Below are 23584 nucleotides of genomic sequence, written 5' to 3'. Positions count from 1 at the left end.
GTGCGTGTCCATGACCGGCAGGCGCCTCACCCTCAGCACCCTCCTCCCCACGACCCACCGGCGCGTCAGAGCCACCGTGCTGTCCGCGGTCGCCATGACCGCCTGTGCGTCACTCGCCGCCGGCTGCGGGGCCGTCCCGGGACTGTCGGGCTCGGGGGGCGACGAGATCAAGGTGATGACCTGGGCGCCGCAGAAGACCGGCGCCACCAACAAGCCCGGCATGCCCGCCATGGCGTCGGCCATCGTCCGCTGGGTCAACTCCCAGGGCGGCGTCGACGGCCACAAGCTCAAGCTGGTCACCTGCAACGACCACAACTCCAGCGTGGGCGCCGCGAACTGCGCCCAGAAGGCGGCCGACGAGAACGTCGTCGCCGTCGTCGGCTCCTACAGCCAGTTCGGCGACTCCTACTTCGCCGCGCTGGAAGGCGCCGCCATCCCCTACATAGGCGGCTACGGGGCGTCGAACGAGGAGTTCACCAGCCCCGTCTCCTACCCGGTCAACGGCGGCCAGCTCACCCTGCTGTCCGGGCTCGGGGAGGCGCTGGCCGACACCTGCGGCCCGGTCACCCTGGTCCGCCCGGACACCATCGCCGGCGACCAGCTGCCCCAGCTGCTCGACTCGGGACTGCAGGCCGGCGGCCACGCCAAGTCGAACGACCAGCTGGCGGCCGAGGACCTCACCGAGTACGACAAGCAGTCGCAGAAGGCGCTGGAGAGCGCCAGCTCGGACTCGCTGAAGACGGGCTGTGTGGTGCCCGAGCTCGGTGACCGCACGGCCACCTTCATGGACAACTTCCAGCGGGCCCGCCAGGACTACCCGAAGGTGAAGACGGCCGCCGAGGTCGGCAGCGTCGACCAGACGGTGATCAACTCCACCGGCGGTGCGTCCGGCCCGTACGAGGGGTCGTACATCACCGGCTGGTACCCGGTGGCCTCGGACGCGCGCTGGAACCAGATGAAGAAGGTCATCAGCAAGGAGGCCTTCGGCGACAACCGGATCGACCCGGCCGACGCCGGGGTGCAGACGACCTGGATCGCCTACCAGGTCCTGATCGCCGCCCTGAAGAAGATCGGCACCGGCGACGTCAGCGCCGACAGTGTGCGCCGCACCCTCAACGACGGCCTGAAGGTCTCCACCGGCGGCCTCACCCCGGCGCTGTCCTGGCCCTACCAGGGCAAGCTGTCCGCGGCCGGCTTCTCCCGGCTGGTCAACACCGACGTGAACGTCCAGACGGTCAAGGGCGGCCTGCTCCAGTCGGCGAACAAGAACGCGCTGGACATGACCAAGATCCTGGAGAACGCGAACCTCACCTGACCTGCCGGGTCGGCCGGCTGCCCGGCCGACCCGCTGACCGGCTCCTACCGCCGGCCCGCTCTCACAGCTGGGTCGGCTGCCGCTGGGTCAGCCCGTACTTGCTCGCGATCGTGTTCCACAGCGCGGCCGCCTTCACCTTCTGGGAGCTGGCGGTGCCGCTCTCCTGGTTGCCCGCCGCGGTCTGGCCGGTGGCGCGGGCCTGGCCCTTGTGGCAGCCGTGTTTGCCCTTGGTCTGGTCGGCCCAGGCCGCGTAGTGGTTGTCGGCGTTCGCGGAGGCCTGCCAGGCCTTGGTGAGGGCGTTGGTCAGCTCGGCGTTGGCCGGCAGCTTGTCGACGGACAGCTTCGACAGCCGGGTGACCAGCGCGGCCCGCTGCGTGGCGGCATTGCGCAGGTCGGAGGCGGAGCCGTCCAGGTTCTTGCACTGCTTCACATTGGCCACGGCACCGATCACCGTGGCCCGGCTGCTGCCGCTGTCGGCGAGCAGCTTGTCCAGGGCGGCGGCCTGCGCCTTCCCCTCGTCGGCCCCGGCCGACGAGGAGGCGTCGCCGGCGGGCGCGGACGCGGCGACCGTCTTGCTGTCGTCGCCCGAGCCCCCGCCACCCCCGCTGAACAGGGCACCGGCTCCGATCCCGAGGACGGCGATCCCGATCCCGACGGCCGCGATCACCGGCACCTTCGACCGGCCACGACCGCCCCGGCCACCACCGTCACCGTCATGATCGTGGTCGTACGACGACGGGGGCGGGGTGTACGCCGGCTGCTGCTGGAAGCTCGGCGGCGGCTGCTGGAAGCGCGGCAGCTGGGCCGTGGACGCGGCCGGGGGCTCGCCACCCGGACCGCTGCGGAAGAGGTTGTCGAACTCGGCGGGCGGCTGCCGGTCGCCGCCCTGCTCGGCACCGGCCTGGTACGGCGGGATGAACTGCGTGGCGTCGGCGTCGGAGTGCGCGGCGGGCGCGGACTGCCGGCCCAGGAAGGTGGTCTGCTCGTGGGACATCTCCGGCGGCAGCGCACCCGGGCCGATCGGCGGTATCAGCTGGGTGGCCCCCTCGGGGGCCGCCGCCACCGGCGGTATGTACTGCGTGGCCCCCCCGTCCACCGGCGCGGCGGGCACCGGCGGGATGAACTGGGTCGCGCCCTCGTCGGCGGACGGCAGGGCACCGGGGTATCCGCCGTGGCCTCCGTGCGGGACGGCGGGCGGCAGCGCGGCACCCGGGGCGCCGTAGGGGTCCTGGCCGCCGGTCCCCGGGGCGCCGTACGACTGCTGGGGCTGTGCGCCGTAGCCGTACGACTGCTCGTAGCCGCCGCCGTACGACGGGGCGGGCGCCCCCTCCGGCGGGAGCGGGCCGGCGCCGGAGCCGGGGGACCGGTACTGGTCGGCGTGGGACTGGGCGGCCTGGGACTGCGCGGCCTGGGACTGGGCGGCGTGCGACTGGGCGTTCCACGCGGGCGGCAGCTCGGGCGCCGGCTCCTGGGTGTTCCACTCCTGGCCGGCCGCCTGCGGCCAGCCCTGCTCGGGCTGCGGCGCGCCCTGCTGGTGACCGGGCCCCCACGGCTGCCCCCAGGCCTGGCCCTCGGAGGGCGCGGTGGTCGGCGCCGGGGCGGGGGCGGGCGGCTGTGACAGGGGGGCGGGAACGCCCGTCATGCCCGGCAGCAGCGGCTCGCCACCGTCGGAGGGCAGCACGATGCCTTCGCGCGCGGGCTCGCCCTGTCCACTCTGCGTCACCGGGACTCCTACTAATGGGGGACCTTGTGAATCGTCGGCTCACGCTACCGGGTCCCCTCAGCAAGGTGCCACGCAGCCAAGGGCGCGATCTTCTTCCCTGTGGCAGCAGTAACAAAACCGCCCCGCGGTGCGCTGTATATGCCGCCTCTCGCTCGGCAAGGTGTGGTTTCCCACACGTTCACGCATCCGCGGGGCATGAATTCATGCGGCCGCCTGTAGATCCAGCCGGGCGCCGAACTCCCTGACGACCGGTTCGTCCCGGAACGGCTCCAGGCGCTGCTGGAAGTCCTCCAGGTACTCGGCGCCCCGGTTGGAGCGGACCGTCTCGAGCAGTTCCACCGCCTTCAGCCCGGTGGCACAGGCCTGCTCGATCTCGCGCTGCTGCACCTGCGCCGTGGCGAGGAGCACATAGCCGATCGCGCGGCGCCGCGCCCGCGTCGGCGGGTGCCCGGCCAGCGACTGCTCCGCGCTCCTCGCGGCCGCCTCGGCCTGGCCCAGGTCACGGTGGCAGTGCGCCAACTCGTCGGCGAGATAGGCCTCGTCGAAGTGGGCGATCCACGCCGGGTCGTCCCCGGAGGACGGATCGGCGGCCTCCATCGCCGACACCGCGCGCCCGGACGCCAGCTGGGCCGACCGCGCGTCGCCCAGCAGCGCGTGCCCACGGGCCTCGGCCGCGTAGAACATGGCCTCCGCGCGCGGAGTCACGCGCCCGCGCGCCCCCTCCTGCGCCGCCCGCGCCAACTGGGCGATCTCCCGCGGGTTCCCGAGCTGCGCCGCGAGGTGGCTCATGGAGGCGGCGAGCACATAGCCGCCGTACCCGCGGTCACCGGCGGCCTGCGCCAGGCGCAGCGACTGGATGTAGTACCGCTGGGCGAGTCCGGGTTGCCCGGTGTCGACGGCCATGTAGCCGGCGAGCTCGGTGAGCCGGGCGACGGCCGCGAACAACTCCCGCCCCACGGACTCCCGGTAGGACCCGGCGAGCAGTCCGGAGACCACGCTGTTGAGGTAGTGCACGACGACCGGGCGCACATGCCCGCTGCCGTACTGGTGGTCCAGGTCGGTGAGCGCCTGTGTCATGGCCTTCACGGCCGCGACGTCCGACGGCCCGACCCGCGGGCCGGCCTGCCGCGCCACCTGTGCGTCCGGCGCCGAGATCAGCCAGTCCCGGCTGGGCTCGACCAGCGCGGACGCGGCGACCGAGGAACCGGAGAGGAAGTCCCGGCGGCCCACGTCACTGCGCCACAGCTCGCAGACCTGCTCGATGGCCCCCAGGACCGTCGGCGAGAACTGGAGGCCGACGCCCGACGCGAGGTTCTTGCCGTTGGCCATGCCGATCTCGTCGATCGTGACCGTACGGCCCAGCTTGCGCCCCAGCGCCTCGGCGATGATCGCGGGCGCGCGGCCCCGCGGCTGCTGTCCGCGCAGCCAGCGGGCCACGGACGTCTTGTCGTACCGGAGGTCGAGACCGTGCTCCGCGCCGCACATGTTGACCCGGCGGGCGAGCCCGGCGTTCGAGCACCCCGCCTCCTGGATGAGCGCCTGCAACCGTTCGTTCGGCTGCCGCGCGACAAGCGGCCTTGCGGCCATGGCGTACCCCCTGCGAACTCCCTGTAGGGAAAAGATCCGGCCTTGACGATCACTGCCCAGCGGACATACCGAAAATGCGGGACATGCGAGGATTGCCGGGTAAAAGCAGCGGAATTGCGGGTAGGACCGCCGCCAACCCCCCACAGGGGACTACCCGCTCACGCCCCGGTTCCTCCTGCGCGCCCCCACACGTGCATCCATGCGCCCCAATTGCGGAAAAGATGCTCCTCCCCCGCGCGCGCTACGCCCGTAACTCCAGGTGGGTGCGGGAGTTGTGATGAACGTGGAAGAGACGATCGTCGGCACCGAAGCCGCTCAGATTCCGAAGCAGCGCGGGGAATCGCTGCTGGAGACCGCCGTACGCTACGCCGAGGAGCGCCACTGGGACGTCTTCCCCGGCACCTGGCTGGAAGCGGTCGAGGGGGTGCAGTGCTGTTCCTGCGGGGAGGTCGCGTGCGCGGCGCCCGGCGCACACGCGGCGCGCCCGGACTGGGCGTCGCAGGCGACCGGTAGTGCGACGGTGGCGCGCCGGATGTGGCAGAAACAGCCGACGGCCTCGATCCTGCTGCCGACGGGACGGACCTTCGACGCGTTGTCCGTCCCGGAGACGGCCGGGTTCCTGGCGCTGGCGCGGATGGAGCGGATGGAGCTGACGCTCGGTCCCGTGACGCTCACGCCCGACCGCCGGATGCAGTTCTTCGTGCTGCCGGGCGGGGCGGTGAAGGTGCCGGAGCTGGTACGGAAGCTGGGCTGGGCGCCGGCGTCGCTGGACCTCACGGCGCTGGGTGAGGGCGCGTACGTGCCGGCGCCGCCGACGCGGCTGGGCTCCCGGGGTGCGGTGCAGTGGGCCTGCCGGCCGACGCCGGCGAACCGGTGGCTGCCGGACGCGGAGGAGTTGATCTCGGCTCTGGCCTATGCGTGCGGGCGGGACCGGTAGCGCGCCTGCTGGGCTGCCGGGTGCCGTGGTCGTGGCGACTGCGGGCGCGATGTGGCCGGTCGCGCAGTTTCCCGCGCCCCTGACGGGGCCGGCCGCCCAGCTGCGGGCGATCGTGCCGCAGGGCGGCACGGGTGGGCGCAGCGGCACCCTGCAAGCGCCGGTGAGCGAAACCCCCGCCCCCACCCTCGTAGACCCGACTCCACCGTAGGGTTCTGGCATGACCGATGCCGTTCGTGTTCGTGGGCTCTGGAAGCGGTTTGGGCAGCAGGTGGCCGTCGGCGGGATCGATCTGTCGCTGCCCGCCGGTAAGTTCGTCGGGCTGGTCGGGCCGAACGGGGCCGGGAAGACCACCACCCTCTCCATGGTGACCGGGCTGCTCCGACCGGACCAGGGAAGTGTCGAGGTGGTCGGGCACGACGTGTGGCAGGACCCGGTGGCGGTGAAGGCCCGGATCGGCGTGCTGCCCGAAGGGCTGCGGCTCTTCGAGCGGCTCTCCGGACGCGAACTGCTCGGCTACAGCGGCCGGCTGCGCGGACTGCCCGGCGCCGAGGTCGACAAGCGGGCCACCCAGCTCCTGGACGTGCTCGATCTCGCCGGTTCCCAGCACAAGCTCGTCGTCGACTACTCGACCGGCATGCGCAAGAAGATCGGGCTCGCGGCGGCTCTCCTCCACAACCCCGAAGTCCTCTTCCTGGACGAGCCGTTCGAGGGCGTCGACCCGGTGTCCGCGCAGACCATCCGGGGCGTACTGGAGCGTTACACGGCCTCCGGCGCGACCGTCGTCTTCTCCTCCCACGTCATGGAACTCGTCGAGTCGCTGTGCGACTGGGTGGCGGTGATGGCGGCCGGGCGGATCCGTGCGACGGGCACCCTGGCGGACGTGCGCGGGGCGCACGGCACCCTCCAGGCCGCCTTCCTGGAACTGGTCGGGGCGAGCGGGCGGGACGCCGCGTCGGACCTGGACTGGCTGGGCGGCGGGGCGGCCCGATGACGGACGTGACCACCACCGTCGTACGGCTGAAGCTGTCGCTGTTGCGCAACGGACTGCGGCAGTCCGGTGGCCGCCGGGCCGCGTTCGTCGTGTCGGCCGTGCTCGCGCTGCTGTTCGGGGCGGTGCAGCTGCTGGGCCTGATCCTGCTGCGCGGCCATGCGCACGCGGATGCCGTGGCCGTGCCGGGGACCGCGGTGCTGGCGCTCGGATGGGCGGTGATGCCGCTGTTCTTCCCGAGCGGCGACGAGACCCTGGACCCGACCCGCCTGGTGATGCTCCCGCTGCGGCCCAGGCCGCTGGTACGGGCCCTGCTGGCCGCCTCCCTGGTCGGCATCGGCCCGCTGTTCTCGCTCATGCTGCTGGTGGGCTGCGCGGTATCCGTGGCGCACGGGGCGGCCGGGTACGGCGTCGCGGTCGTCGCCGTGGCCCTCGCACTGCTGGTCTGCGTGGCCCTCGCACGGGCCGTGGCCGCCGCGAACGTACGGCTGCTCAGCAGCCGCAAGGGCCGTGACCTGGCCGTACTGAGCGGCCTGGTCATCGCGATCGGGGCGCAGCTGGTCAACTTCGGTGCCCGGAGCCTGGGTTCGGCCGGGCTCGGGGAGCTCGCGCCGGTGGCCGACGTGGTGCGCTGGCTGCCGCCGGCCTCGGCGATCGGCGCGGTGCACTCGGCGAGCGACGGTGCGTACGGCACGGCCGCCGCACAACTGGGCCTGTCCGTGGCCGCCCTGGCGTTGCTCGTCGGCGCCTGGGCGCGGACGCTGACCCGGCTGATGACCGCCCCGGACGGCTCGACGCTCCAGGCGCCCGACCCGGCCGTCCGGAGCCGTTCCTCCGACGGCGCGGGCCTGGGACACCTGCTCCCCGCCGGCCGTACCGGAACGGTCATGGCGCGCAGCCTGCGCTACGTCTGGCGCGACCCCAAGACCAAGGCCGCCTGGGTGACCTCGCTGGCCATCGGCCTGATCGTGCCCGTCTTCAACGCCCTCCAGGGCACCGGCTCGGTCTACTTCGCGTGCTTCGCCGCCGGGATGCTCGGCATCCAGATGTACAACCAGTTCGGGCAGGACACCTCCGCCTTCTGGATGGTCGCGATGACCATCTCATCCCCGCGGGACGCCTATGTCGAAGTGCGCGGGCGTGCGCTGGCCCTGCTGGTGATCACCCTGCCGTACGCGGCGCTGGTGACCGTCCTGACCACGGCCATGCTGGGCGACTGGCCCCGGCTGCCCGAGGTGCTCGGCCTGTCCTTCGCCCTGCTCGGCGCGATGCTGGCGACCGGCGCCTGGACCTCGGCCCGCTTCCCGTACTCCATCCCCCAGGAGGGCCACAAGAACGTCGCCGCCGGCCAGGCCGGCCTGGCCTGGATCGCGATCTTCGGCGGCATGGTCTCGGCGGCCCTCCTGTGCGCCCCCGTCATCGCCCTGACGATCGCGCTGAACGTGAGCGCGGGGGGCGGGGAGTGGACCTGGGTGCTGCTGCCGGTGGGCGCGGCCTACGGGGCGGCGATCACCTGGGCGGGCCTGCGCCTGGCGGCACCGCGCACGGCGGCGAGCCTGCCGGAGATCCTCGCAGCTGTCAGCAAGGGGTAACTGCAGCACGCCCCCACAGGGGCGCGGGGCCGTGTTGAATTTGCGGCTCCGCCGCGTGGGCGCGAGCAACCACCCACGACCCGCACCCGCCGAGCCCGCGCACCCCCTCCCCCACAGGCGCTCCTACTCCCCCACCCGATCGAGAAACGGCTCCACAGCCGCCCGCCAGGCCTCCGGCCGGTCATACGGCAGCAGATGCCCCGCCTCGGCCACCTCGGCGTACTCCCCCTTGGCAAGGACCCGCACCATCTCCTGCGCCTCCGCCCGCCCCAGCTCCCCGTCCACCCCGCGCACCACCAGCGCGGGACACGGCACCTGGGCCAGTTCCTCCCAGTGCGCGTCGTACACCCAGGTCTCCCGGGACTTCAGCATCTGGTCGGGGTCGAAGACGGGCCGCCACCCGTCGGCGCCCTCGTGCATCACCTCGGCGTAGAACTCCCCGCGCGCCGGGTTCGGCCGCTCCACCCAGGGATCGTCCTCGCCGAACCACTTGCGTACGTCGGCGAGCGTGGCGAAGGGGACGGGCCAGGACTTGAACCAGTCGGCCCACTCGCGCTGCGAGGCCGCGCCGAGCGCGGAGGCCCGCATGTCGCAGATGATCAGGCCCCGGACCAGTTCGGGGCGCTTCGCGGCGAGCTGCCAGGCGGTCAGCGCGCCCATCGCGTGGCCGATGAGCACCGCCGGGCCGAGGTCCAGCTGCTCGATGGCGGCCGCGGCGTCCTCGACGTACGCCTCACGCGTGTACGCGGCCTGCGGGGGCTTCTCGCTCTGGCCGTGGCCGCGCTGGTCGAGGGCGACGGCGCGGTGGCGGCCGGAGAGCCAGCGGGCGGTGGAGGCCCAGTGCGAGGCGCGGCCCATCAGGCCGTGCAGTAACAGCACGCCGGGGAACGAACGGTCCGGGTCGGGACGGTCACCGTGCGGCCGCGCCGGATCCTCCGCCTTGGGCGGGTCCGCGAACTCCCAGGCGGCGAGGTGCACGCCGCCGGCTCCTGTCACGTCGATGCGTCGTGCCATGCGCCTGGCACCCCCCTAGCTCCGCGTGCCTAGTGTCGCCTCGTATCGCTTCGTGATGCTCGGTACCGCTGCAGACTATCGAATATCTATTCGAAAATCGGGTCGCTGCGGACAACACCCCTCGTTCGAGTGACCCCTCCCCAGGCATGATCGGCGCCACCAGGGGGATTTCTTCTGCGGGGGGCGGACCGCTCGGGGAAGACGGTCCGAGGGGATGACCCTGAGAGCTCGGGGCTCCGGGTCAGCACTGGGGAGGACAGGCCCCGGCACCGAAGGGTGCCGGGGCCAACCCCAGGTCCGTTTCCACGCCTTCGGCACATCCTCCCCGCCCCCTCAGGTCATATGCCTCTCGCGACAGCCTCGCACGCGAATCGTTCGAGCGCTGCGATTCGGAGCACTGAATCTTGGATTCGACGCGTTCGACAGATCCCGCGGAGAAGCCGAGAGGGGGCGTCAACTCACCTACGAGCAGCGGAAGTTGAGAGAGGCTCCGGTTCGCCGGTACTCAGCGCTTGGCGACGAACACATGGGAGGCGACGTCCGCCTCCAGCTCGGCCGCCTCCCCGCCGCTGCCCACCAGCACCCCGCCGGCCGCCTCCGTCACGCTCACCACCGAACCGGGCTGCACACCCGCCCGCCGCAGCGTGTACATCAGCTGCGCGTCGGTCTGGATGGGCTCACCGATCCGGCGTACGACCACGGTCTTGCCGTCCGCACCCGGATCCAGGTCGGCCAGCGAGACCATGCCCTCGTCGAGGAACGGGTCCGCGCCGTCCTTCTCGCCCAGCTCCTCCAGGCCCGGGATCGGGTTGCCGTACGGCGACTCGGTCGGGTGGCGCAGCAGCTCCAGCACCCGCCGCTCCACCGCCTCGCTCATCACGTGCTCCCAGCGACACGCCTCGGCGTGCACCTGCTCCCACTCCAGGCCGATCACGTCGACCAGCAGGCACTCGGCGAGCCGGTGCTTGCGCATCACGCGGGTCGCCAGCCGGCGGCCCTCGTCGGTCAGCTCCAGATGGCGGTCGCTGGCGACGGACACCAGGCCGTCCCGCTCCATCCGCGCCACCGTCTGGCTCACCGTCGGCCCGCTCTGGTCGAGCCGCTCCGCGATGCGGGCGCGCATGGGGACCACGCCTTCCTCTTCAAGCTCGAGGATGGTGCGGAGATACATCTCCGTGGTGTCGATCAGTCCGGACATACGTGCCCCTCGATTACCTCTGCCGGAAGCCCGGCCGCGTGCGTGCGCTGGCCCTGTCACCAATTCTGCCGGATCCCACTGACAAGCGGGGGACGCGGGGAAAACAGGGACCGGGCATCCCGGGCCCGCCGCTGCCGCCCCCGGCCGTATTGACACCGAGATGGTCCAGACCGGAGGGTGATCCGCGACACAGACTTCCGTGCCACGGACCTCCGCGCCACGGACCACGGCGTCGACCGCGCAAAGGGGCACCGCATGAGCGACGGCACACCCGCCGACCTGTTCTTCGACGCCGCGATCGGACTCCTGCAACGCGTCCGCGACGAGGAGGCCGAGGCCATCACCGCCGCCGGCACCCTCCTCGCCGACACCGTCGCCGCCGGCGGCCGGCTGTTCGCCTTCGGCGCCGGGCACTCGTCCCTCGCCGCCCAGGACGTCGTCTACCGTGCGGGCGGCCTCGCCCTCATGAACCTCCTGGCCGCCCCCGGCCTCGTCGGCGTCGACGTGATGCCCGCGACCCTCGGCTCCCGCCTGGAACGCGTCGACGGACTCGCCACCGCCGTCCTGGACACCTCGCCCCTGCGCGCCGGCGACACCCTCGTGATCATCTCCCTGTCCGGCCGCAACGCCCTGCCCGTCGAGATGGCCGTCACCGCCCGCACCCGCGGCGCCAAGGTCATCGGCGTGACCTCCGTGGCCTACGCCGCCGAGACCGCCTCCCGGCACTCCTCCGGCACGTTCCTCAAGGACCACTGCGACGTCGTACTCGACTCGAAGATCGCCATCGGCGACGCCGAACTCACCCTCGACACCATCCCGGCCCCCTTCGCCCCCGCCTCCACGGTCGTCACCAGCGCCCTGCTCCAGGCGGTCCTGGCCACCACCGCGGCCACGCTCGCCGCCCGCGGCATCGAGCCCCCGTTGCTGCGCTCCGGCAACGTCGACGGCGGCCACGAATGGAACGCCCGCGTCTTCGAGGAGTACGGCGACCGGATCTTCTACCAGCACTGAGGCCCGGCGCCGAGCTGCCGCTACTGCTGCCGTTCCTTCGCCAGCTGGGCCAGATCCAGCGCCGTGGCGATCCGCACCGCCACGTCCTCCGCGTACGTCGCGTCCACCCGCTCGAAGCGGCTGCGCCCCGACCCGCGCAGGAACGTCAGCACGCCCAGCGTCCGTCCCCGGCTGCGCAGCACCGCGCACAACGCGTGCACCGCGTCCCCCGGCCACTGCCGCTCCAGCGCCCACGCCCGCGCACGATCCGCCGGCACACTCCCGGCGTCCGCCCGCACGCTCCCGGCGCGCGCCACGCACTGCAGCGCCGGATGCCCCTCCTCGTAGCGCACCGGCAGCCCCGCCGCGCCCGTCAGCAGGCTCGGCCCCGGCGACCCGGACGGCGTGGCCGCGATCCGCACCAGCCGTACCGGGCCCACGTCCCCGTCCGCCCGGGCACCGCCCACCACCCGGTCGACCACCGCGTGATCGGCGAACCCCGCCAGCGCGAAGTCCAGATGGACGGTGGCCGCCTCCACCGGGTCCTCGCACTCGGAGGCCGCACGGCCCGCACGATGCAGCTGGTTGGCCCGGAAGCGCAGCACGGCCGCCTCCTGCTCGGCCTGCTTGGCCTCCGTGACGTCCTGGAACAGCCAGCCGACCCCGAGCGGCACCGGCTCCTCCGCGAGCGGCGACGCCAGCCGTACGAACCCGGACCGCCAGCAGCGCCGCTCCTCGCCCTCCGCCGTCCGCACGCTCACCCACATCTCGGCCGGCGCGGGCGGCGCGCCCTCGGCCAGCACATGCGTGAGCGCGCCCTCCAGATCCTCCACGCCCTGCGCCAGCAGCTCCCCGAGCGGGCGCCCCAGCGCCGACGTGCGCCCCGTCCCGAGCGCGTCCCGGGGCGTGCATGGCCGACAGCAGCCGCCCCTCGACCTCGTCGGCGTCCGCCTGACGCACCGCCCACCCGGCGAACCCGTGCCGGCCCACCGCCTCGGCCGCCGACCACCCCAGGATCCGCTCGGCCTCACGGTTCCAGTGCGTGACGAAGCCGTCCGCGTCGAACGCGCACAGGGCCGCGTCCATGCCGTCGAGGAGCGCGGCGAGCAGATCGGACCCGCCCGAGTCCTCCGGACCGTCCCGCTCCGGTTCCGGCTCGGGCTCGTCGGGCCCCAGCTCGTCGGTGGTCCCACTACGCCGGGAAGCACTCACCTGGACCCCCATCAGGCTGCGTCCGCACGCACGGCGCGCCGGTTCCTCGCTGCCCTTCATTCAACTCGAACGTGACGCAGCCCACACCGTGTTCCCACAAGATTGAAGGAATCGTTGCAAGCCGACGCTCACAACCCGAGCCGAAGATCCACCCACTCATCGTCCCCTCCGTCGAGCACATACCGCTCCACCTCGACGAACCCGCACCGTCCGGCGAACCGCAGCCCGTCCTGGTTGACCGCCAGCACACACGTCTCGACGGCCTGTGCACCCTGCACGCGCGCGTGCGCGAGCCCACGCTCGTACAACGCCTTGCCGAACCCCCGCCGCCGAAACCCCGGCAGCACCCGCGCGATCACGGTCACCGCGCCGTCGACCGCGGGCCGCACGGTCGAACACCCCACGAGAACGTCCCCGAGGTACGCGTTCTCCAGCCGGTATCCCCGTGCCAGCCGCTCCCGCGCCTCGGCAGCCGACATCGCGGCCGGCGGTACGACGACGTTGTGCACGTACCGCCACTCCTCCAGCGCTTCGTCCCCACCCACGCCGACGACCCTCAGCACACCACTCACGCGTCCCCCGCCTCTCCTCCCGCCCGCCGGGCGTACACCTCGATCTCGATCTTCATCCGCGGATCCGCCAGCCCGCACACCATCATCGTCGCGGCCGGCCGCACGTCCCCGAACACCCGCCGCAACGCCGGCCAGCACGGCTCGAAGTCCTCCCGCACGGGCAGCAGGTAGCGCACCCGCACCACATCCTTGAACCCGCAGCGGGCCTCGGCCAGCGCCGCCCCGATGTTCCGCAGACACTGCTCGGCCTGCTCCACCACGTCCTCGGAGATGGTCATCTCCGCGTAGTCGAACCCCGTGGTCCCGGACACATGCACCCAGTCCCCGTCCACCACGGCCCGCGCATACCCGATCTGCTCCTCGAACACGGACCCGTCGAGAATCACCTGCCGCTTTGTCATGTACGAAACGCTAGACGACCGCCCCTGGAAGCCGCGGCCGCAGACATCCCGAAAAAATCAGTTGAACCGGCCCCTGCGGCTTCCTAATGTGTGGGGTACACGAGAAGGGAGGTGGTTCGGCAGATGTATGAGAACCGGACGCGTGAGGTGGCTGCGGGCTAGCGGCCCGTCACCACACCGAGTGCGGTGCCGGACCAGCACGTGACAGACGCGTGCAGCCGGCCCAATCCCAGGCAGTCACCCGACCCGCGAACTCGCCGGTACGTCCGGCCGGCTTCTCCGTCGTCAGACGGAGGGACCTCGAGTTCGCGGGTCGTCTGCGTTTCAGGGGGCCGGACTCAGGGGCTGAGGCGCTCCACGTGCCAGGTGCCGTCGGGGGCGGTGCCGTAGCGGAGGCGGTCGTGGAGGCGGTTGTGGCGGCCCTGCCAGAACTCGACGGTGCGGGGTTCGATGCGGAAGCCGCCCCAGTGCGGGGGGACCGGGACCTGTTCGCCCTCGGGGTAGCGGGCGCTCAGGTCGGCGTAGGCGGCATCGAGTTCGGTGCGGGAGCGGACGACCGAGGACTGGGCGCTGGCCCAGGCGCCGAGCTGGGAGCCGTGCGGGCGGGTCCGGAAGTAGGCGGCGGTCTCGTCGCGGCCGGTGCGGCGGGCGGTGCCGGTGACGATGATCTGACGGGCGATCGCGTGCCAGGGGAAGAGCAGCGAGATGTGGGGGTTCGCGGCGAGGTCCTGGGCCTTGCGGGAGTCGTAGTTGGTGTAGAAGACGAAGCCCTGGTTGTCGTACTGCTTCATCAGGACCGTGCGTGAGCTGGGGTGGCCCTCGGCGTCGGCGGTGGAGACGATCATCGCGTTGGGTTCGTAGATCATGCCGTCGGCGGCCGCCCGCACGGCTTGTTCGAACCAGCGGGTGAACTGGTCCATGGGGTGCGCGGCGAGGTCGCTCTCGTCGAGGCCCTCGGCCTGGTAGTGCTTGCGCATCAGCGCGGGGTTGAGGATGGGGTCGGCGGCGGCGGCGTCGGGGTCGGTCACGCGGTCATCCTGCCGTATGCGCATACGGGTGGGGGCCACATGTGGCGCAGAGCCAACATGGCACTGAGTGCCGCTGGGCTCCCCAATGCTGGCACTCGGGGTTATGGTGCAGATGCCTCCGCCGTACACCTCATTGAGGAGCCGCCCCATGTCCGACTTCGTACCTGGGCTCGAAGGAGTCGTCGCGTTCGAGACCGAGATCGCCGAACCGGACAAGGAGGGGGGCGCCCTGCGGTACCGGGGCGTCGACATCGAGGATCTGGTCGGGCACGTCTCGTTCGGGAACGTCTGGGGGCTGCTGGTCGACGGTGCCTTCAATCCCGGTCTGCCGGCCGCCGAGCCGTTCCCGATCCCGGTCCATTCGGGTGACATCCGGGTGGACGTCCAGTCCGCGCTCGCCATGCTCGCCCCGGTGTGGGGCCTCAAGCCGCTGCTCGACATCGACGCGGAGCAGGCCCGGGACGACCTGGCGCGGGCCGCGGTCATGGCGCTGTCGTACGTCGCCCAGTCCGCGCGCGGGCAGGGGCTGGCGATGGTGCCGCAGCGGGAGATCGACAAGGCGAACTCGGTCGTGGAGCGGTTCATGATCCGGTGGCGTGGGGAGCCGGATCCCAAGCATGTGGCGGCCGTGGACGCGTACTGGACGTCGGCCGCCGAGCACGGGATGAACGCGTCGACCTTCACCGCGCGGGTCATCGCGTCCACGGGTGCGGACGTCGCCGCCGCGCTGTCGGGTGCGGTGGGCGCGATGTCGGGGCCGTTGCACGGGGGTGCGCCGTCCCGGGTGCTGGGGATGATCGAGGAGATCGAGCGGACCGGGGACGCCGAGGCATACGTCAAGGGCGCGCTGGACCGGGGTGAGCGGCTGATGGGGTTCGGGCACCGGGTGTACCGGGCGGAGGATCCGCGGGCGCGGGTGCTGCGGCGGACGGCGCGGGAGCTGGGGGCGCCGCGGTTCGAGATCGCGGAGGCGTTGGAGAAGGCGGCGCTGGAGGAGCTCCACAACCGTCGGCCGGATCGTGTGCTCGCCACCAATGTGGAGTTCTGGGCGGCGATCATGCTGGACTTCGCGGAGGTGCCGGCGCACATGTTCACGTCGATGTTCACGTGTGCGCGCACCGCTGGGTGGTCGGCCCACATTCTCGAGCAGAAGCGGACGGGGCGGTTGGTGCGGCCGTCGGCGGAGTATGTGGGGCCGGGGGTCCGGAGGCCTCAGGACATCGAGGGGTACGGGGATATCGCCCACTAGTCCGGGGCGTTGGTCTGGGGCCTTGGACCGGGGCGTTGGCCTCGGTCCCTGGACCAGGCACCGGATCGCCCGGTTCGGGCCGGCGGCCCGACGGCCGGCGGCCCGCGGTCGAGCTCGGCGGGTGACGCGCGGCCGGTGGCGCCGGGCATCACCCGCCAGGTGAGCGGTCAGTGCTTGTTGACGGCCGAGGCCCAGTCGAAGTCCACGCCCATGTCGTGGTACATCTTCGAGTACCCGACGAAGCAGTTGAACATCTTGACCTTGCCGTTCTTCAGGTACCAGAAGTCGGCGGTCGGCGCGTCGACCTTGTGGCCGTTCCCCTTGACGACGCCGCCGGTCGGCGCCTGGAGCTGCCCGTCGAACGTGCCCTGGATCGACAGCTCGATGCTGATCACGTCGCCGTTCACGGTGATGCGCCTGAGGTCGCGGTGAACGTTGGAGAAGAGGCCCTTCATGTAGGGCAGGACGTTGCCGAGCGCCTTCCCCTGATAGGCCTGACCGGCGACCATGTCGTTGAAGACGCCGTCCTTGGTGAAGCTGTTGACGAACGTCGGGACGTCGATGTGGCTGCCTTCCGCCACGTAGTAGTCGCGCAGGACGACCGCGAGGTTGGCCTTCTCGTGCTTGGTCAGGTGCCGGTCGGTGAGCGGCAGCCTGGCCAGCTGGCGCGCGGTCAGGGTCGGGGCGGCCGCGCTGCCGTGGACCGCTGCCCGGTGGGGGGCGGGGCTCGCCGCCTGTGACGGCACGGCGGCGATGGAAAGACCACCGAGGACGGCTACCGCGGTCGCGGCGGTGATCGACTTCCGGCTGAGCAGCTTCATGTCGTGTTCCTCCAGATGAGTACGCGGGATTCGAGATCCGTCGCAGCGGTCTCTCTCGCGTCCTTAGTAATTCAAACGCTCGCTTGACCTTATGAACGTCGACACGGGACTGTCAAGCCATTGTTTGAATTCCCTGGCCGGGCAGCCACAGGAGACGCGATCGGCGTTCAACCCCGCTCCATGGCACGGCTGTTGACGATGTACTCAAACATATGATTGAGTACATTGCATGACACGGGTGGAGAAGACGGACCTGCGCCGGGAGGCCGGGCAGCGCACCCGGGACGGCCTGCAGACGGCCGCCCTGGAGTTGCTCTCGCAGCGAGGCCAGGAGGGCGTGACCCTCCGCGAGATCACCGAGCGCGCCGGAGCCAACGTCGCCGCGGTGAGTTACCACTACGGGTCACTGAAGGCGCTGTGCGACTCCGCGATAGAACACGCGCTGGAACGGTATCTGGACGAGAAGATCCTGGAACTGGATTCCCTCGCCCCCGCTGCGACGCTCCACGAGGTGGCGACGGCGTTCGCCCGGCCGATGGTGCGGGCACTGGCGGCCGGCGGACAGGACCTGGCCGTGATGCGGACCGTGGCGCGGGTCGGCATCGATCCGCCCCAGGGGTGGGAGCGGCTGAACGGCAAGTTCGACCGGAGCCGCCGGGGGGCCGTCCGGGTGCTGGCACCGAACCTTCACGGAGTGGACGAGCAGGAACTGGTCTTCCGCACGCGCTGCGCGGCCGGCCTGCTGAACTGGCTCGCGCTGGCACCCATCGGCACCGAGCTGGCCGCCATGTCCGCCGAGCAGATCGAACGGCGGCTGGTCCCCGTGGTGGCCGGGGCGTTCCGCGGGGACGTCGCCGTCGGCAGCTGACCGGTCCGCGGGCCGGTGGAGCCGCCGCCCGGAGGGGTACTCAGCCCAGCGTCTCGTCCAGCAGTGCCGCCCATTGCGCCACCACCCGCTCCCTCCTCGCCGCGTCGTCCGTCAGGAGGTTGGCCAGGCCGAGGCCCCTCGCCATGTCGAGGAGGCCCTGGACGGTTTCCCGGGTGCCGGGGCGGGATTCGTCGGCGGACAGGAGGTCCACGGCGATGCGGTGGGTCTCGCGGCCCACGCGGGCTTCGAGTTCGGTGACGCGGCGGCGGAGCTGGTCCTCGTTGGACGCGGCGACCCAGAGGTGGAGGGCGGCGCGGAAGAGGGGGCCGGTGTAGAGGTCGACGAGGGCGCGGACCACGGCCCGGCGGTCGTCGGCCGTGCCCTGCGGGAACAGGTCGCGCAGGGCGGTGGAGCGTTCTTCGGCGACGTATTCGACGGCGGCGGTGAAGAGGTCCTCGCGGGTGGGGAAGTGGTGCTGGGCGGCGCCCCGGGAGACGCCGGCGCGTTCGGCGACGACGGCGACCGTGGAGCCCGCCCAGCCGTGTTCGGCGAGGCAGGCCACGGCGGCTTCCAGGAGCCGTTGCCTGGTGGCCCGGCTGCGGTCCTGTTTGGGGGCGCGGTCCTGTTGAGGTCCGCGCGCGTGTTCCGCCGTTTTCACGCCGGCCGTACTCACACCACCCACGCCGCATCCCGTCGTTCGAGGAAGGCCGTCATCCCCTCGCGGGCCTGGTCGGAGGAGAACAGCCGGGCCGAGAGCGCGGTCAGGTCGGCCGCGTCTCGGTCGAATGTCTCCAGCACCCTAGCTGTGAGCAGCTGTTTCGTCTCGGTCAGGGCCTGGGGGGCGGAGCGGCGGAGGCCGTCGAGGACGGGTTCGAGGGCGGTGTCGACGTCGTCGGCGGTGGTGGTGAGGAGGCCGAGACGCACGGCTTCGGGGGCGTCGAAGCGTTCGCCGGTGAGGTAGTAGCGGGCCAGGGCGCGGGGGTCGGTGCGCGGGAGCAGGGTCAGGGAGATGACGGCGGGGGCGACGCCGATGCGTACCTCGGTGAAGGCGAAGGTGGCTTCCGTGGAGGCGGCGGCGATGTCGCAGGCGGCGAGGAGGCCGAGGCCGCCGGCGCGGACGTGGCCGGTGATACGGGCTACGACGGGTTTGGGCAGTTCGACGATCTGGCGCAGGAGGCCGACGAGGGCGTCGGGGTGGGGCGGGTCGCGCAGGTCGGCGCCGGCGCAGAAGGTCGTACCGGTGTGGGTGAGGACGACCGCGCGGATGTCGGGGTCCTTGGCGCAGTCGGTGAGGGCCTCGGCGAGTTCGGCGACGAAGGCGGCGGACAGGGCGTTGCGGGTGGGGGCGGAGTCGAGGCTGAGGGTGGCGACGGCACGCGCGCGTGTCTGTCCGATCAACGTCATGGCCGCTCCCCCGGTTCCCCGTGTGCTGCGGTCCGCCCGAGTGCGCGCAGTTCGCGGCGGAGTATTTTCCCGGAGGCCGCGCGGGGCACGCCGGCGATGAAGGTGACCTTGCGGACGCGTTTGTAGGGTGCGACGCGTTCGGCGACGTAGAGCATGGTCTCGTTCTCGGTGAGGTGGGCGGCGGTGGGCTGGCGGACGACGAAGGCGTGCGGGATCTCGTTGCCGTCCTCGTTGTAGGCGCCGACGACGGCGGCGTCGGCGATGCCGGGGTGGGTGAGCAGGAGTGCCTCCAGTTCGGCGGGTGCCACCTGGAAGCCCTTGTACTTGATGAGTTCCTTGACCCGGTCGACGACGAACAGCCAGCCGTCGGCGTCGGCGTGCCCGACGTCCCCGGTGTGCAGCCAGCCGTCGGGGTCGATCATCGCGGCGGTGGCGTCGGGCCGGCCGAGGTAGCCCTTCATGACCTGCGGGCCGCGGATGAGGATCTCGCCGGGTTCGTCGGTGCCGAGGTCCTTGTGCGGGTCGTCGAGGGAGACGATCCGCATCTCGGTGCCGGCGATGAGTTTGCCGACGGTGCCGGGCGGCGCGTGGTGCATGGCGTCGAGCGGGACGACGTGGGTGCCGGGCGAGAGTTCCGTCATGCCGTAGGCCTGTGCGACGGGCGGCAGGCCGAGGCGCTCGGAGCAGGCGGCGGCGAGGCGGGCGTCCAGGGGTGCGGCGGCGCTCATGACGTACTTCAGGGAGGACAGGTCGTACTGCTCGACCAGCGGGTGCTTGGCGAGGGCGAGGACGATCGGCGGGGCGACGTACAGGCCGGTGATGCGGTGGTTCTGGATGGCCGCGAGGAAGGTCTCCAGGTCGAAGCGGGGCAGTACGACGACGGTGGCGCCCATCCGCAGGGGCGCGTTCATGAGCGCGGTGAGGCCGTAGATGTGGAAGAGGGGCAGTACGGCCAGGATGCGGTCGCCGGGGCCGGTGGGGACGGCGGGTTCCAGTTGGGCGAGGTTGGTGGCGATCTGCCGGTGGGTGAGCATCACGCCCTTGGGGATGCCCGTGGTGCCGGAGGAGTACGGCAGTGCGGCGACGTCGTCGGCGGGGTCGATGTCGACCTGTGGTTCGGGGGCGTCGCCGGCCAGCATGTCGATCAGTGAGCGGTGCCCGGGCGCGCTGTCGCAGACGAATATCTCCGCTACGCCGCCGGCCAGTTCGGCGGCCCGGCGGGCGGCCTCCAGCAGCGGTGAGACGGTGACGATCCAGCGGGCCGCGGAGTCCTTGAGCTGTTTGGCGAACTCCTCGGGCGTCGCGAGGGGGTGCACGGTGGTGACGGAGGCACCCGCGCGCGTGGCCGCGTAGAACGCCGTCGGGAAGGCGACCGTGTTCGGGCTGTGCAGGGCGAGTACATCGCCTTTGCGGACACCGGCGTCGGCGAGTGCGGCGGCGATCCTGCGGTGGAACCGGTCCAGTTGTTCGTAGGTGAGGGTGGTGCCGTCGGTGCCGTCGATCAGGGCGGGCGTGTCACCGAACGCGGCGGCCCGGCCCAGCACCGCCTCGTGGATGGGGAGTTCTACGGGCGGGACGTCTGCGTACTCGCTGCGGAACACGGTTCCTCCAAGGCGGCCTAGTACGACTTGGGCAGGCCCAGGGTCTGGTGGGAGACGTAGTTGAGAATCATCTCCCTGCTCACCGGAGCAATACGAGCCACGCGCGCCGCTGTTATCAACGAAGCGAGCCCGAATTCCCGGGTGAGCCCGTTGCCGCCGAGGGTGTGCACGGCCTGGTCGACGGCGCGCACGCACGCCTCGCCCGCCGCGTACTTGGCCATGTTGGCCGCCTCACCTGCGCCGATGTCATCCCCGGCGTCGTAGAGGTGTGCGGCCTTCTGCATCATCAGGCGGGCGAGTTCGAGGTCGATGTGCGCCTGGGCGAGGGGGTGTGCGATGGCCTGGTGGGCGCCGATGGGGGTTTTCCAGACGGTGCGCTCGCGCGCGTACTCGATCGCCTTGGACAGTGCGTAGCGCCCCATGCCGATCGCGAAGGCGGCCGTCATGATCCGCTCGGGGTTGAGTCCGGCGAAGAGTTGCAGGAGGCCCGCGTCCTCGTCGCCGACGAGTGCGTCGGCGGGCAGCCGTACGTCGTCGAGGACCAGCTCGAACTGTTTCTCGGCGGCGTTGAGTTCCATGTCGATGGGGTGCTTGTGGAAGCCCTCGGCGTCGGTCGGGACGATGAACAGGCAGGGCTTGAGGCGGCCGGTGCGGGCGTCCTCGGTGCGGCCGACGATCAGGACGGCGTCGGCCATGTCGACGCCGGAGATGAAGACCTTGCGGCCGGTGAGCAGCCAGTCGCCGGTGTCGGGGTCGCGGCGGGCGGTGGTGGTGATGCGGTGGGAGTTGGAGCCGGCGTCGGGTTCGGTGATGCCGAAGGCCATCAGGCGGGAACCGTCCGCTATCGCGGGGAGCCATCGGGTCTTCTGGGCCTCGGTTCCGAAGCGGGCGATCACCGTGCCGCAGATCGCGGGGGAGACCACCAGCATGAGGAGCGGGGAGCCCGCGGCGCCGAGTTCTTCGAGCACGATGGAGAGGTCGGTGATGCCGCCGCCTCCGCCGCCGTGTTCCTCCGGGAGGTTGACGCCGAGGTAGCCGAGCTTTCCTGCCTCCTGCCAGAGTTCGGTGGGCGGGCGGCCCTCCGCGATGGTGCGGGTGATGTAGGCGCGGCCGTACTTCTTGCCGAGGGTGGCCACCGCTTCGCGGAGTGCCTTGTGCTCGTCGGATTCGATCTGGGGGGGCACGGTGCTCCTTCGAGTGCGGGATCGTCGTGGTTTCTCGCGCAGTTCCCCGCGCCCCTAGAGGGGCGCTTGCACCACCGCCAGCAGCGAACCGGGCTCGACCTGTTGGCCGACCACCACCCGCAGTTCGCTCAGCGTTCCCGTCACCGGGGCGGTGATCTGGTGCTGCATCTTCATGGCTTCGAGCCACATCAGTGGCTGCCCGGACTCCACCGGGGCTCCCTCTGCCAGCCCCTCCGCGATCCGTACGACCGTGCCCGGCATCGGTGCCAGGAGCGAACCGGGTGCCAGTTGGGCTTTCGGGTCGGGGAAGCGGGGGAGGGCGGTGAGGGCGATGTTGTTGACGTGGACCTGGTCGCCGTACGTCGACACCTCGAACCGTCGGCGTACGCCGTCGATGTCGAGTACGACCAGGTCCGCGCCGGCGTGCACCACCCGTACGCCGTCCGCCGTGAGGCCCTCGCGCGTGTGCCGGTAGTGGACCTCGTGCTCCTCGCCCGCCATCAGGTAGCGCTTGGTCTGCGGCTGGGAGGAGACGTTGCGCCAGCCGCCGAAGCGGGAGCGGCCGTGGGCGTCGGCCAGGGCGGCCGCGAGGGGGGCGTGCGGGTCGGCGGCGGGCGCCGTGAGGGTGGTGAGGTGGCGGTCGTAGAAGCCGGTGTCCATGCGGGCCGCGGTGAACTCCTCGTGGCGCAGGGAGCGGACGAGGAGGTCGCGGTTGGTGGTGGGGCCGTGCAGGGTGGTGCTGTCGAGCGCGTGCGCCAGCTTGCGCAGCGCTTCCGCGCGCGTGGGGGCGTGCGCGACCACTTTGGCGAGCATCGCGTCGTAGTGCACGCCGATCTCGTCGCCGTCGGTGTAGCCGGTGTCCAGACGGACACTGCCGGGGACGGCGAGGCGGTGCAGGGTGCCGGTCTGCGGGGCCCAGTCACGGGCGGGGTCCTCGGCGTAGAGGCGGGCCTCGATCGCGTGGCCGTGCGCCTGTGGGGCTTCGAGCGGGAGGGCGTGGCCCTCGGCGACGCGGATCTGTTCGGCGACCAGGTCGAGGCCGAAGACGGCCTCGGTGACGGGGTGTTCCACCTGGAGGCGGGTGTTCATCTCCAGGAAGTGGGCCTTGCCGTCGGCGACGAGAAACTCGACGGTGCCCGCGCCGACGTAGGAGACGGCGCGCGCGGCGCGCACGGCCAGCGCGTACAGCTCCTTCGTGAGCCCTTCGGGAAGCCCGGGCGCCGGCGCCTCCTCGATCACCTTCTGGTGTCTGCGCTGGAGTGAGCAGTCGCGGGTGCCCAGCGGCCACACCGTGCCGTGCGCGTCGGCGAGGATCTGCACCTCCACGTGGCGGCCGCGTTCGAGGTAGGGCTCGACGAAGACCTCGCCGTCACCGAAGGCGCTCGCGGCCTCGGCGCGTGCGCCCTCCAGCGCGGCGCTCAGCTCCTCGAGGCGGCGCACGATGCGCATCCCGCGCCCCCCGCCGCCCGCGGCCGCCTTCACCAGCACCGGCAGGTCGGACTCGGTGACCTCGCCGAGCGGCGCGATCCCCATCAGCTCCTTGGCGCGCGTCTTGGACGCCATCGCCTCGATCGCCTCGGGGGGCGGCCCGATCCAGACCAGGCCGGCGTCGAGGACGGCGCGGGCGAAGTCGGCGTTCTCGGAGAGGAAGCCGTACCCGGGGTGCACGGCGTCCGCGCCGGTGCTCACGGCGGCCTTCACCACCAGGTCGCCGCGCAGGTAGGTGTCCGCGGGCGTGGCGCCCGGCAGCCGTACCGCGGCGTCGGCCACGCGCGCGTGGAGCGCGTTCTCGTCGGCGTCCGAGTGCACGGCGACGGTCTTGACGCCGAGTTCGGCGCAGGTGCGGAAGATCCGGCAGGCGATCTCGCCGCGGTTGGCGACCAGCAGGGTCGAAATCATG

General features: G+C 71.9%; 20 protein-coding genes and 1 pseudogene. 7 read left to right on the top strand and 14 right to left on the bottom strand.

Translation table 11 applies throughout. The features are described 5' to 3' along the window. Positions 1-10: 10 nt before the first annotated feature. Positions 11-1315, top strand: coding sequence for an ABC transporter substrate-binding protein (locus ACWDGI_RS24865; protein WP_450762422.1), 1305 nt, complete (start codon positions 11-13; stop codon positions 1313-1315). Positions 1316-1376: 61 nt separating this feature from the next. Here the strand turns inward: ACWDGI_RS24865 and ACWDGI_RS24860 are convergent, their stop codons facing one another. Then, complete coding sequence (locus ACWDGI_RS24860) at positions 1377-3038, bottom strand: hypothetical protein (protein WP_450762421.1); 1662 nt, start codon at positions 3036-3038, stop codon at positions 1377-1379. Positions 3039-3239: 201 nt separating this feature from the next. Further along, positions 3240-4625, bottom strand: coding sequence for a transcriptional regulator (locus ACWDGI_RS24855; protein WP_450762419.1), 1386 nt, complete (start codon positions 4623-4625; stop codon positions 3240-3242). Positions 4626-4899: 274 nt separating this feature from the next. On the opposite strand from ACWDGI_RS24855, the gene ACWDGI_RS24850 reads away from it, so the two are divergent. From ACWDGI_RS24850 to ACWDGI_RS24840, 3 genes are all read left to right on the top strand, one after another. After that, positions 4900-5562 carry a bifunctional DNA primase/polymerase gene (locus ACWDGI_RS24850; RefSeq protein ID WP_450762417.1) on the top strand — a complete coding sequence of 221 codons (663 nt, stop codon included), beginning with the start codon at positions 4900-4902 and terminating at the stop codon, positions 5560-5562. Positions 5563-5779: 217 nt separating this feature from the next. After that, positions 5780-6553 carry an ABC transporter ATP-binding protein gene (locus tag ACWDGI_RS24845; protein WP_450762415.1) on the top strand — a complete coding sequence of 258 codons (774 nt, stop codon included), beginning with the start codon at positions 5780-5782 and terminating at the stop codon, positions 6551-6553. Continuing rightward, a complete protein-coding gene (locus ACWDGI_RS24840) occupies positions 6550-8142 on the top strand; it encodes a transporter (RefSeq protein WP_450762413.1) in 1593 nt (530 codons plus the stop codon). Before ACWDGI_RS24845 ends, ACWDGI_RS24840 begins: the two co-directional genes overlap by 4 nt. Before the next feature lie 123 nt (positions 8143-8265). Here ACWDGI_RS24840 and ACWDGI_RS24835 read toward each other — a convergent pair whose 3' ends face one another. Both ACWDGI_RS24835 and ACWDGI_RS24830 read right to left on the bottom strand, forming a co-directional pair. Next, positions 8266-9156 carry an alpha/beta fold hydrolase gene (locus ACWDGI_RS24835; protein ID WP_450762411.1) on the bottom strand — a complete coding sequence of 297 codons (891 nt, stop codon included), beginning with the start codon at positions 9154-9156 and terminating at the stop codon, positions 8266-8268. Between the two features lie 505 nt (positions 9157-9661). Beyond that, a complete protein-coding gene (locus tag ACWDGI_RS24830; protein ID WP_351321325.1) occupies positions 9662-10354 on the bottom strand; it encodes a metal-dependent transcriptional regulator in 693 nt (230 codons plus the stop codon). 255 nt (positions 10355-10609) lie between these two features. Here ACWDGI_RS24830 and ACWDGI_RS24825 point away from each other — a divergent pair, with 255 nt between their 5' ends. Beyond that, complete coding sequence (locus tag ACWDGI_RS24825; protein ID WP_450762409.1) at positions 10610-11365, top strand: SIS domain-containing protein; 756 nt, start codon at positions 10610-10612, stop codon at positions 11363-11365. 20 nt (positions 11366-11385) lie between these two features. On the opposite strand, the pseudogene ACWDGI_RS24820 reads toward ACWDGI_RS24825, so the two are convergent. The 4 genes and pseudogenes from ACWDGI_RS24820 to pdxH all read right to left on the bottom strand — a co-directional run bounded on the left by ACWDGI_RS24820 (position 11386) and on the right by pdxH (position 14581). Next, a pseudogene (locus ACWDGI_RS24820) lies at positions 11386-12556 on the bottom strand (PAS domain S-box protein). 128 nt (positions 12557-12684) lie between these two features. Next, a complete protein-coding gene (locus ACWDGI_RS24815) occupies positions 12685-13128 on the bottom strand; it encodes an N-acetyltransferase family protein (protein WP_450762407.1) in 444 nt (147 codons plus the stop codon). Continuing rightward, on the bottom strand, positions 13125-13529 hold the full coding sequence (locus tag ACWDGI_RS24810) for a RidA family protein (RefSeq protein WP_450762405.1): 405 nt from the start codon (positions 13527-13529) through the stop codon (positions 13125-13127). The genes ACWDGI_RS24815 and ACWDGI_RS24810 overlap by 4 nt, the downstream gene beginning before the upstream one ends. A 338-nt stretch (positions 13530-13867) precedes the next feature. Beyond that, a complete protein-coding gene (gene pdxH / locus ACWDGI_RS24805; RefSeq protein WP_450762403.1) occupies positions 13868-14581 on the bottom strand; it encodes a pyridoxamine 5'-phosphate oxidase in 714 nt (237 codons plus the stop codon). Between the two features lie 124 nt (positions 14582-14705). Between pdxH and ACWDGI_RS24800 the strand changes: the two genes are divergently transcribed. After that, on the top strand, positions 14706-15806 hold the full coding sequence (locus ACWDGI_RS24800) for a citrate synthase 2 (protein ID WP_450762401.1): 1101 nt from the start codon (positions 14706-14708) through the stop codon (positions 15804-15806). A gap of 167 nt (positions 15807-15973) precedes the next feature. Here ACWDGI_RS24800 and ACWDGI_RS24795 read toward each other — a convergent pair whose 3' ends face one another. Then, positions 15974-16627 carry a nuclear transport factor 2 family protein gene (locus tag ACWDGI_RS24795; protein WP_450762400.1) on the bottom strand — a complete coding sequence of 218 codons (654 nt, stop codon included), beginning with the start codon at positions 16625-16627 and terminating at the stop codon, positions 15974-15976. A gap of 229 nt (positions 16628-16856) precedes the next feature. Here ACWDGI_RS24795 and ACWDGI_RS24790 point away from each other — a divergent pair, with 229 nt between their 5' ends. Continuing rightward, positions 16857-17495, top strand: coding sequence for a TetR/AcrR family transcriptional regulator (locus ACWDGI_RS24790; RefSeq protein WP_450762398.1), 639 nt, complete (start codon positions 16857-16859; stop codon positions 17493-17495). A 40-nt stretch (positions 17496-17535) separates the two neighbouring features. Here the strand turns inward: ACWDGI_RS24790 and ACWDGI_RS24785 are convergent, their stop codons facing one another. Genes ACWDGI_RS24785 through ACWDGI_RS24765 form a run of 5 tightly spaced genes read right to left on the bottom strand, consistent with a single transcriptional unit; the run spans position 17536 to position 23583 of the window. Beyond that, positions 17536-18177, bottom strand: coding sequence for a TetR/AcrR family transcriptional regulator (locus tag ACWDGI_RS24785; protein ID WP_450762396.1), 642 nt, complete (start codon positions 18175-18177; stop codon positions 17536-17538). After that, positions 18165-18899, bottom strand: coding sequence for an enoyl-CoA hydratase family protein (locus tag ACWDGI_RS24780; protein ID WP_450762395.1), 735 nt, complete (start codon positions 18897-18899; stop codon positions 18165-18167). Before ACWDGI_RS24780 ends, ACWDGI_RS24785 begins: the two co-directional genes overlap by 13 nt. Next, the gene (locus tag ACWDGI_RS24775; protein WP_450762393.1) at positions 18896-20500 is read right to left on the bottom strand and encodes a 4-coumarate--CoA ligase family protein; all 1605 of its coding nucleotides are present in this window, start codon (positions 20498-20500) and stop codon (positions 18896-18898) included. The genes ACWDGI_RS24780 and ACWDGI_RS24775 overlap by 4 nt, the downstream gene beginning before the upstream one ends. A 17-nt stretch (positions 20501-20517) precedes the next feature. Then, on the bottom strand, positions 20518-21684 hold the full coding sequence (locus ACWDGI_RS24770) for an acyl-CoA dehydrogenase family protein (protein WP_450762391.1): 1167 nt from the start codon (positions 21682-21684) through the stop codon (positions 20518-20520). Positions 21685-21738: 54 nt separating this feature from the next. Next, a complete protein-coding gene (locus tag ACWDGI_RS24765) occupies positions 21739-23583 on the bottom strand; it encodes an ATP-binding protein (protein WP_450762389.1) in 1845 nt (614 codons plus the stop codon). Between the last annotated feature and the right edge of the window lies 1 nt (position 23584).

The organism is Streptomyces sp. NPDC001220, assembly GCF_053597895.1.
The sequence above is the reverse complement of the archived record's forward strand: the minus strand, read 5'-3'. Positions and strand labels throughout refer to the sequence as shown.

Excerpts from the sequence above, each read along its gene's own strand:
- ACWDGI_RS24835 (WP_450762411.1), bottom strand. The coding sequence starts at position 9,156 with ATGGCACGACGCATCGACGTGACAGGAGCCGGCGGCGTGCACCTCGCC.
- ACWDGI_RS24790 (WP_450762398.1), top strand. The coding sequence starts at position 16,857 with ATGACACGGGTGGAGAAGACGGACCTGCGCCGGGAGGCCGGGCAGCGC.
- ACWDGI_RS24780 (WP_450762395.1), bottom strand. The coding sequence starts at position 18,899 with ATGACGTTGATCGGACAGACACGCGCGCGTGCCGTCGCCACCCTCAGC.
- ACWDGI_RS24765 (WP_450762389.1), bottom strand. The coding sequence starts at position 23,583 with ATGATTTCGACCCTGCTGGTCGCCAACCGCGGCGAGATCGCCTGCCGG.
- ACWDGI_RS24865 (WP_450762422.1), top strand. The coding sequence starts at position 11 with ATGACCGGCAGGCGCCTCACCCTCAGCACCCTCCTCCCCACGACCCAC.
- ACWDGI_RS24800 (WP_450762401.1), top strand. The coding sequence starts at position 14,706 with ATGTCCGACTTCGTACCTGGGCTCGAAGGAGTCGTCGCGTTCGAGACC.
- pdxH (WP_450762403.1), bottom strand. The coding sequence starts at position 14,581 with ATGCGCATACGGCAGGATGACCGCGTGACCGACCCCGACGCCGCCGCC.
- ACWDGI_RS24795 (WP_450762400.1), bottom strand. The coding sequence starts at position 16,627 with ATGAAGCTGCTCAGCCGGAAGTCGATCACCGCCGCGACCGCGGTAGCC.
- ACWDGI_RS24810 (WP_450762405.1), bottom strand. The coding sequence starts at position 13,529 with ATGACAAAGCGGCAGGTGATTCTCGACGGGTCCGTGTTCGAGGAGCAG.
- ACWDGI_RS24825 (WP_450762409.1), top strand. The coding sequence starts at position 10,610 with ATGAGCGACGGCACACCCGCCGACCTGTTCTTCGACGCCGCGATCGGA.
- ACWDGI_RS24855 (WP_450762419.1), bottom strand. The coding sequence starts at position 4,625 with ATGGCCGCAAGGCCGCTTGTCGCGCGGCAGCCGAACGAACGGTTGCAG.
- ACWDGI_RS24830 (WP_351321325.1), bottom strand. The coding sequence starts at position 10,354 with ATGTCCGGACTGATCGACACCACGGAGATGTATCTCCGCACCATCCTC.
- ACWDGI_RS24840 (WP_450762413.1), top strand. The coding sequence starts at position 6,550 with ATGACGGACGTGACCACCACCGTCGTACGGCTGAAGCTGTCGCTGTTG.
- ACWDGI_RS24845 (WP_450762415.1), top strand. The coding sequence starts at position 5,780 with ATGACCGATGCCGTTCGTGTTCGTGGGCTCTGGAAGCGGTTTGGGCAG.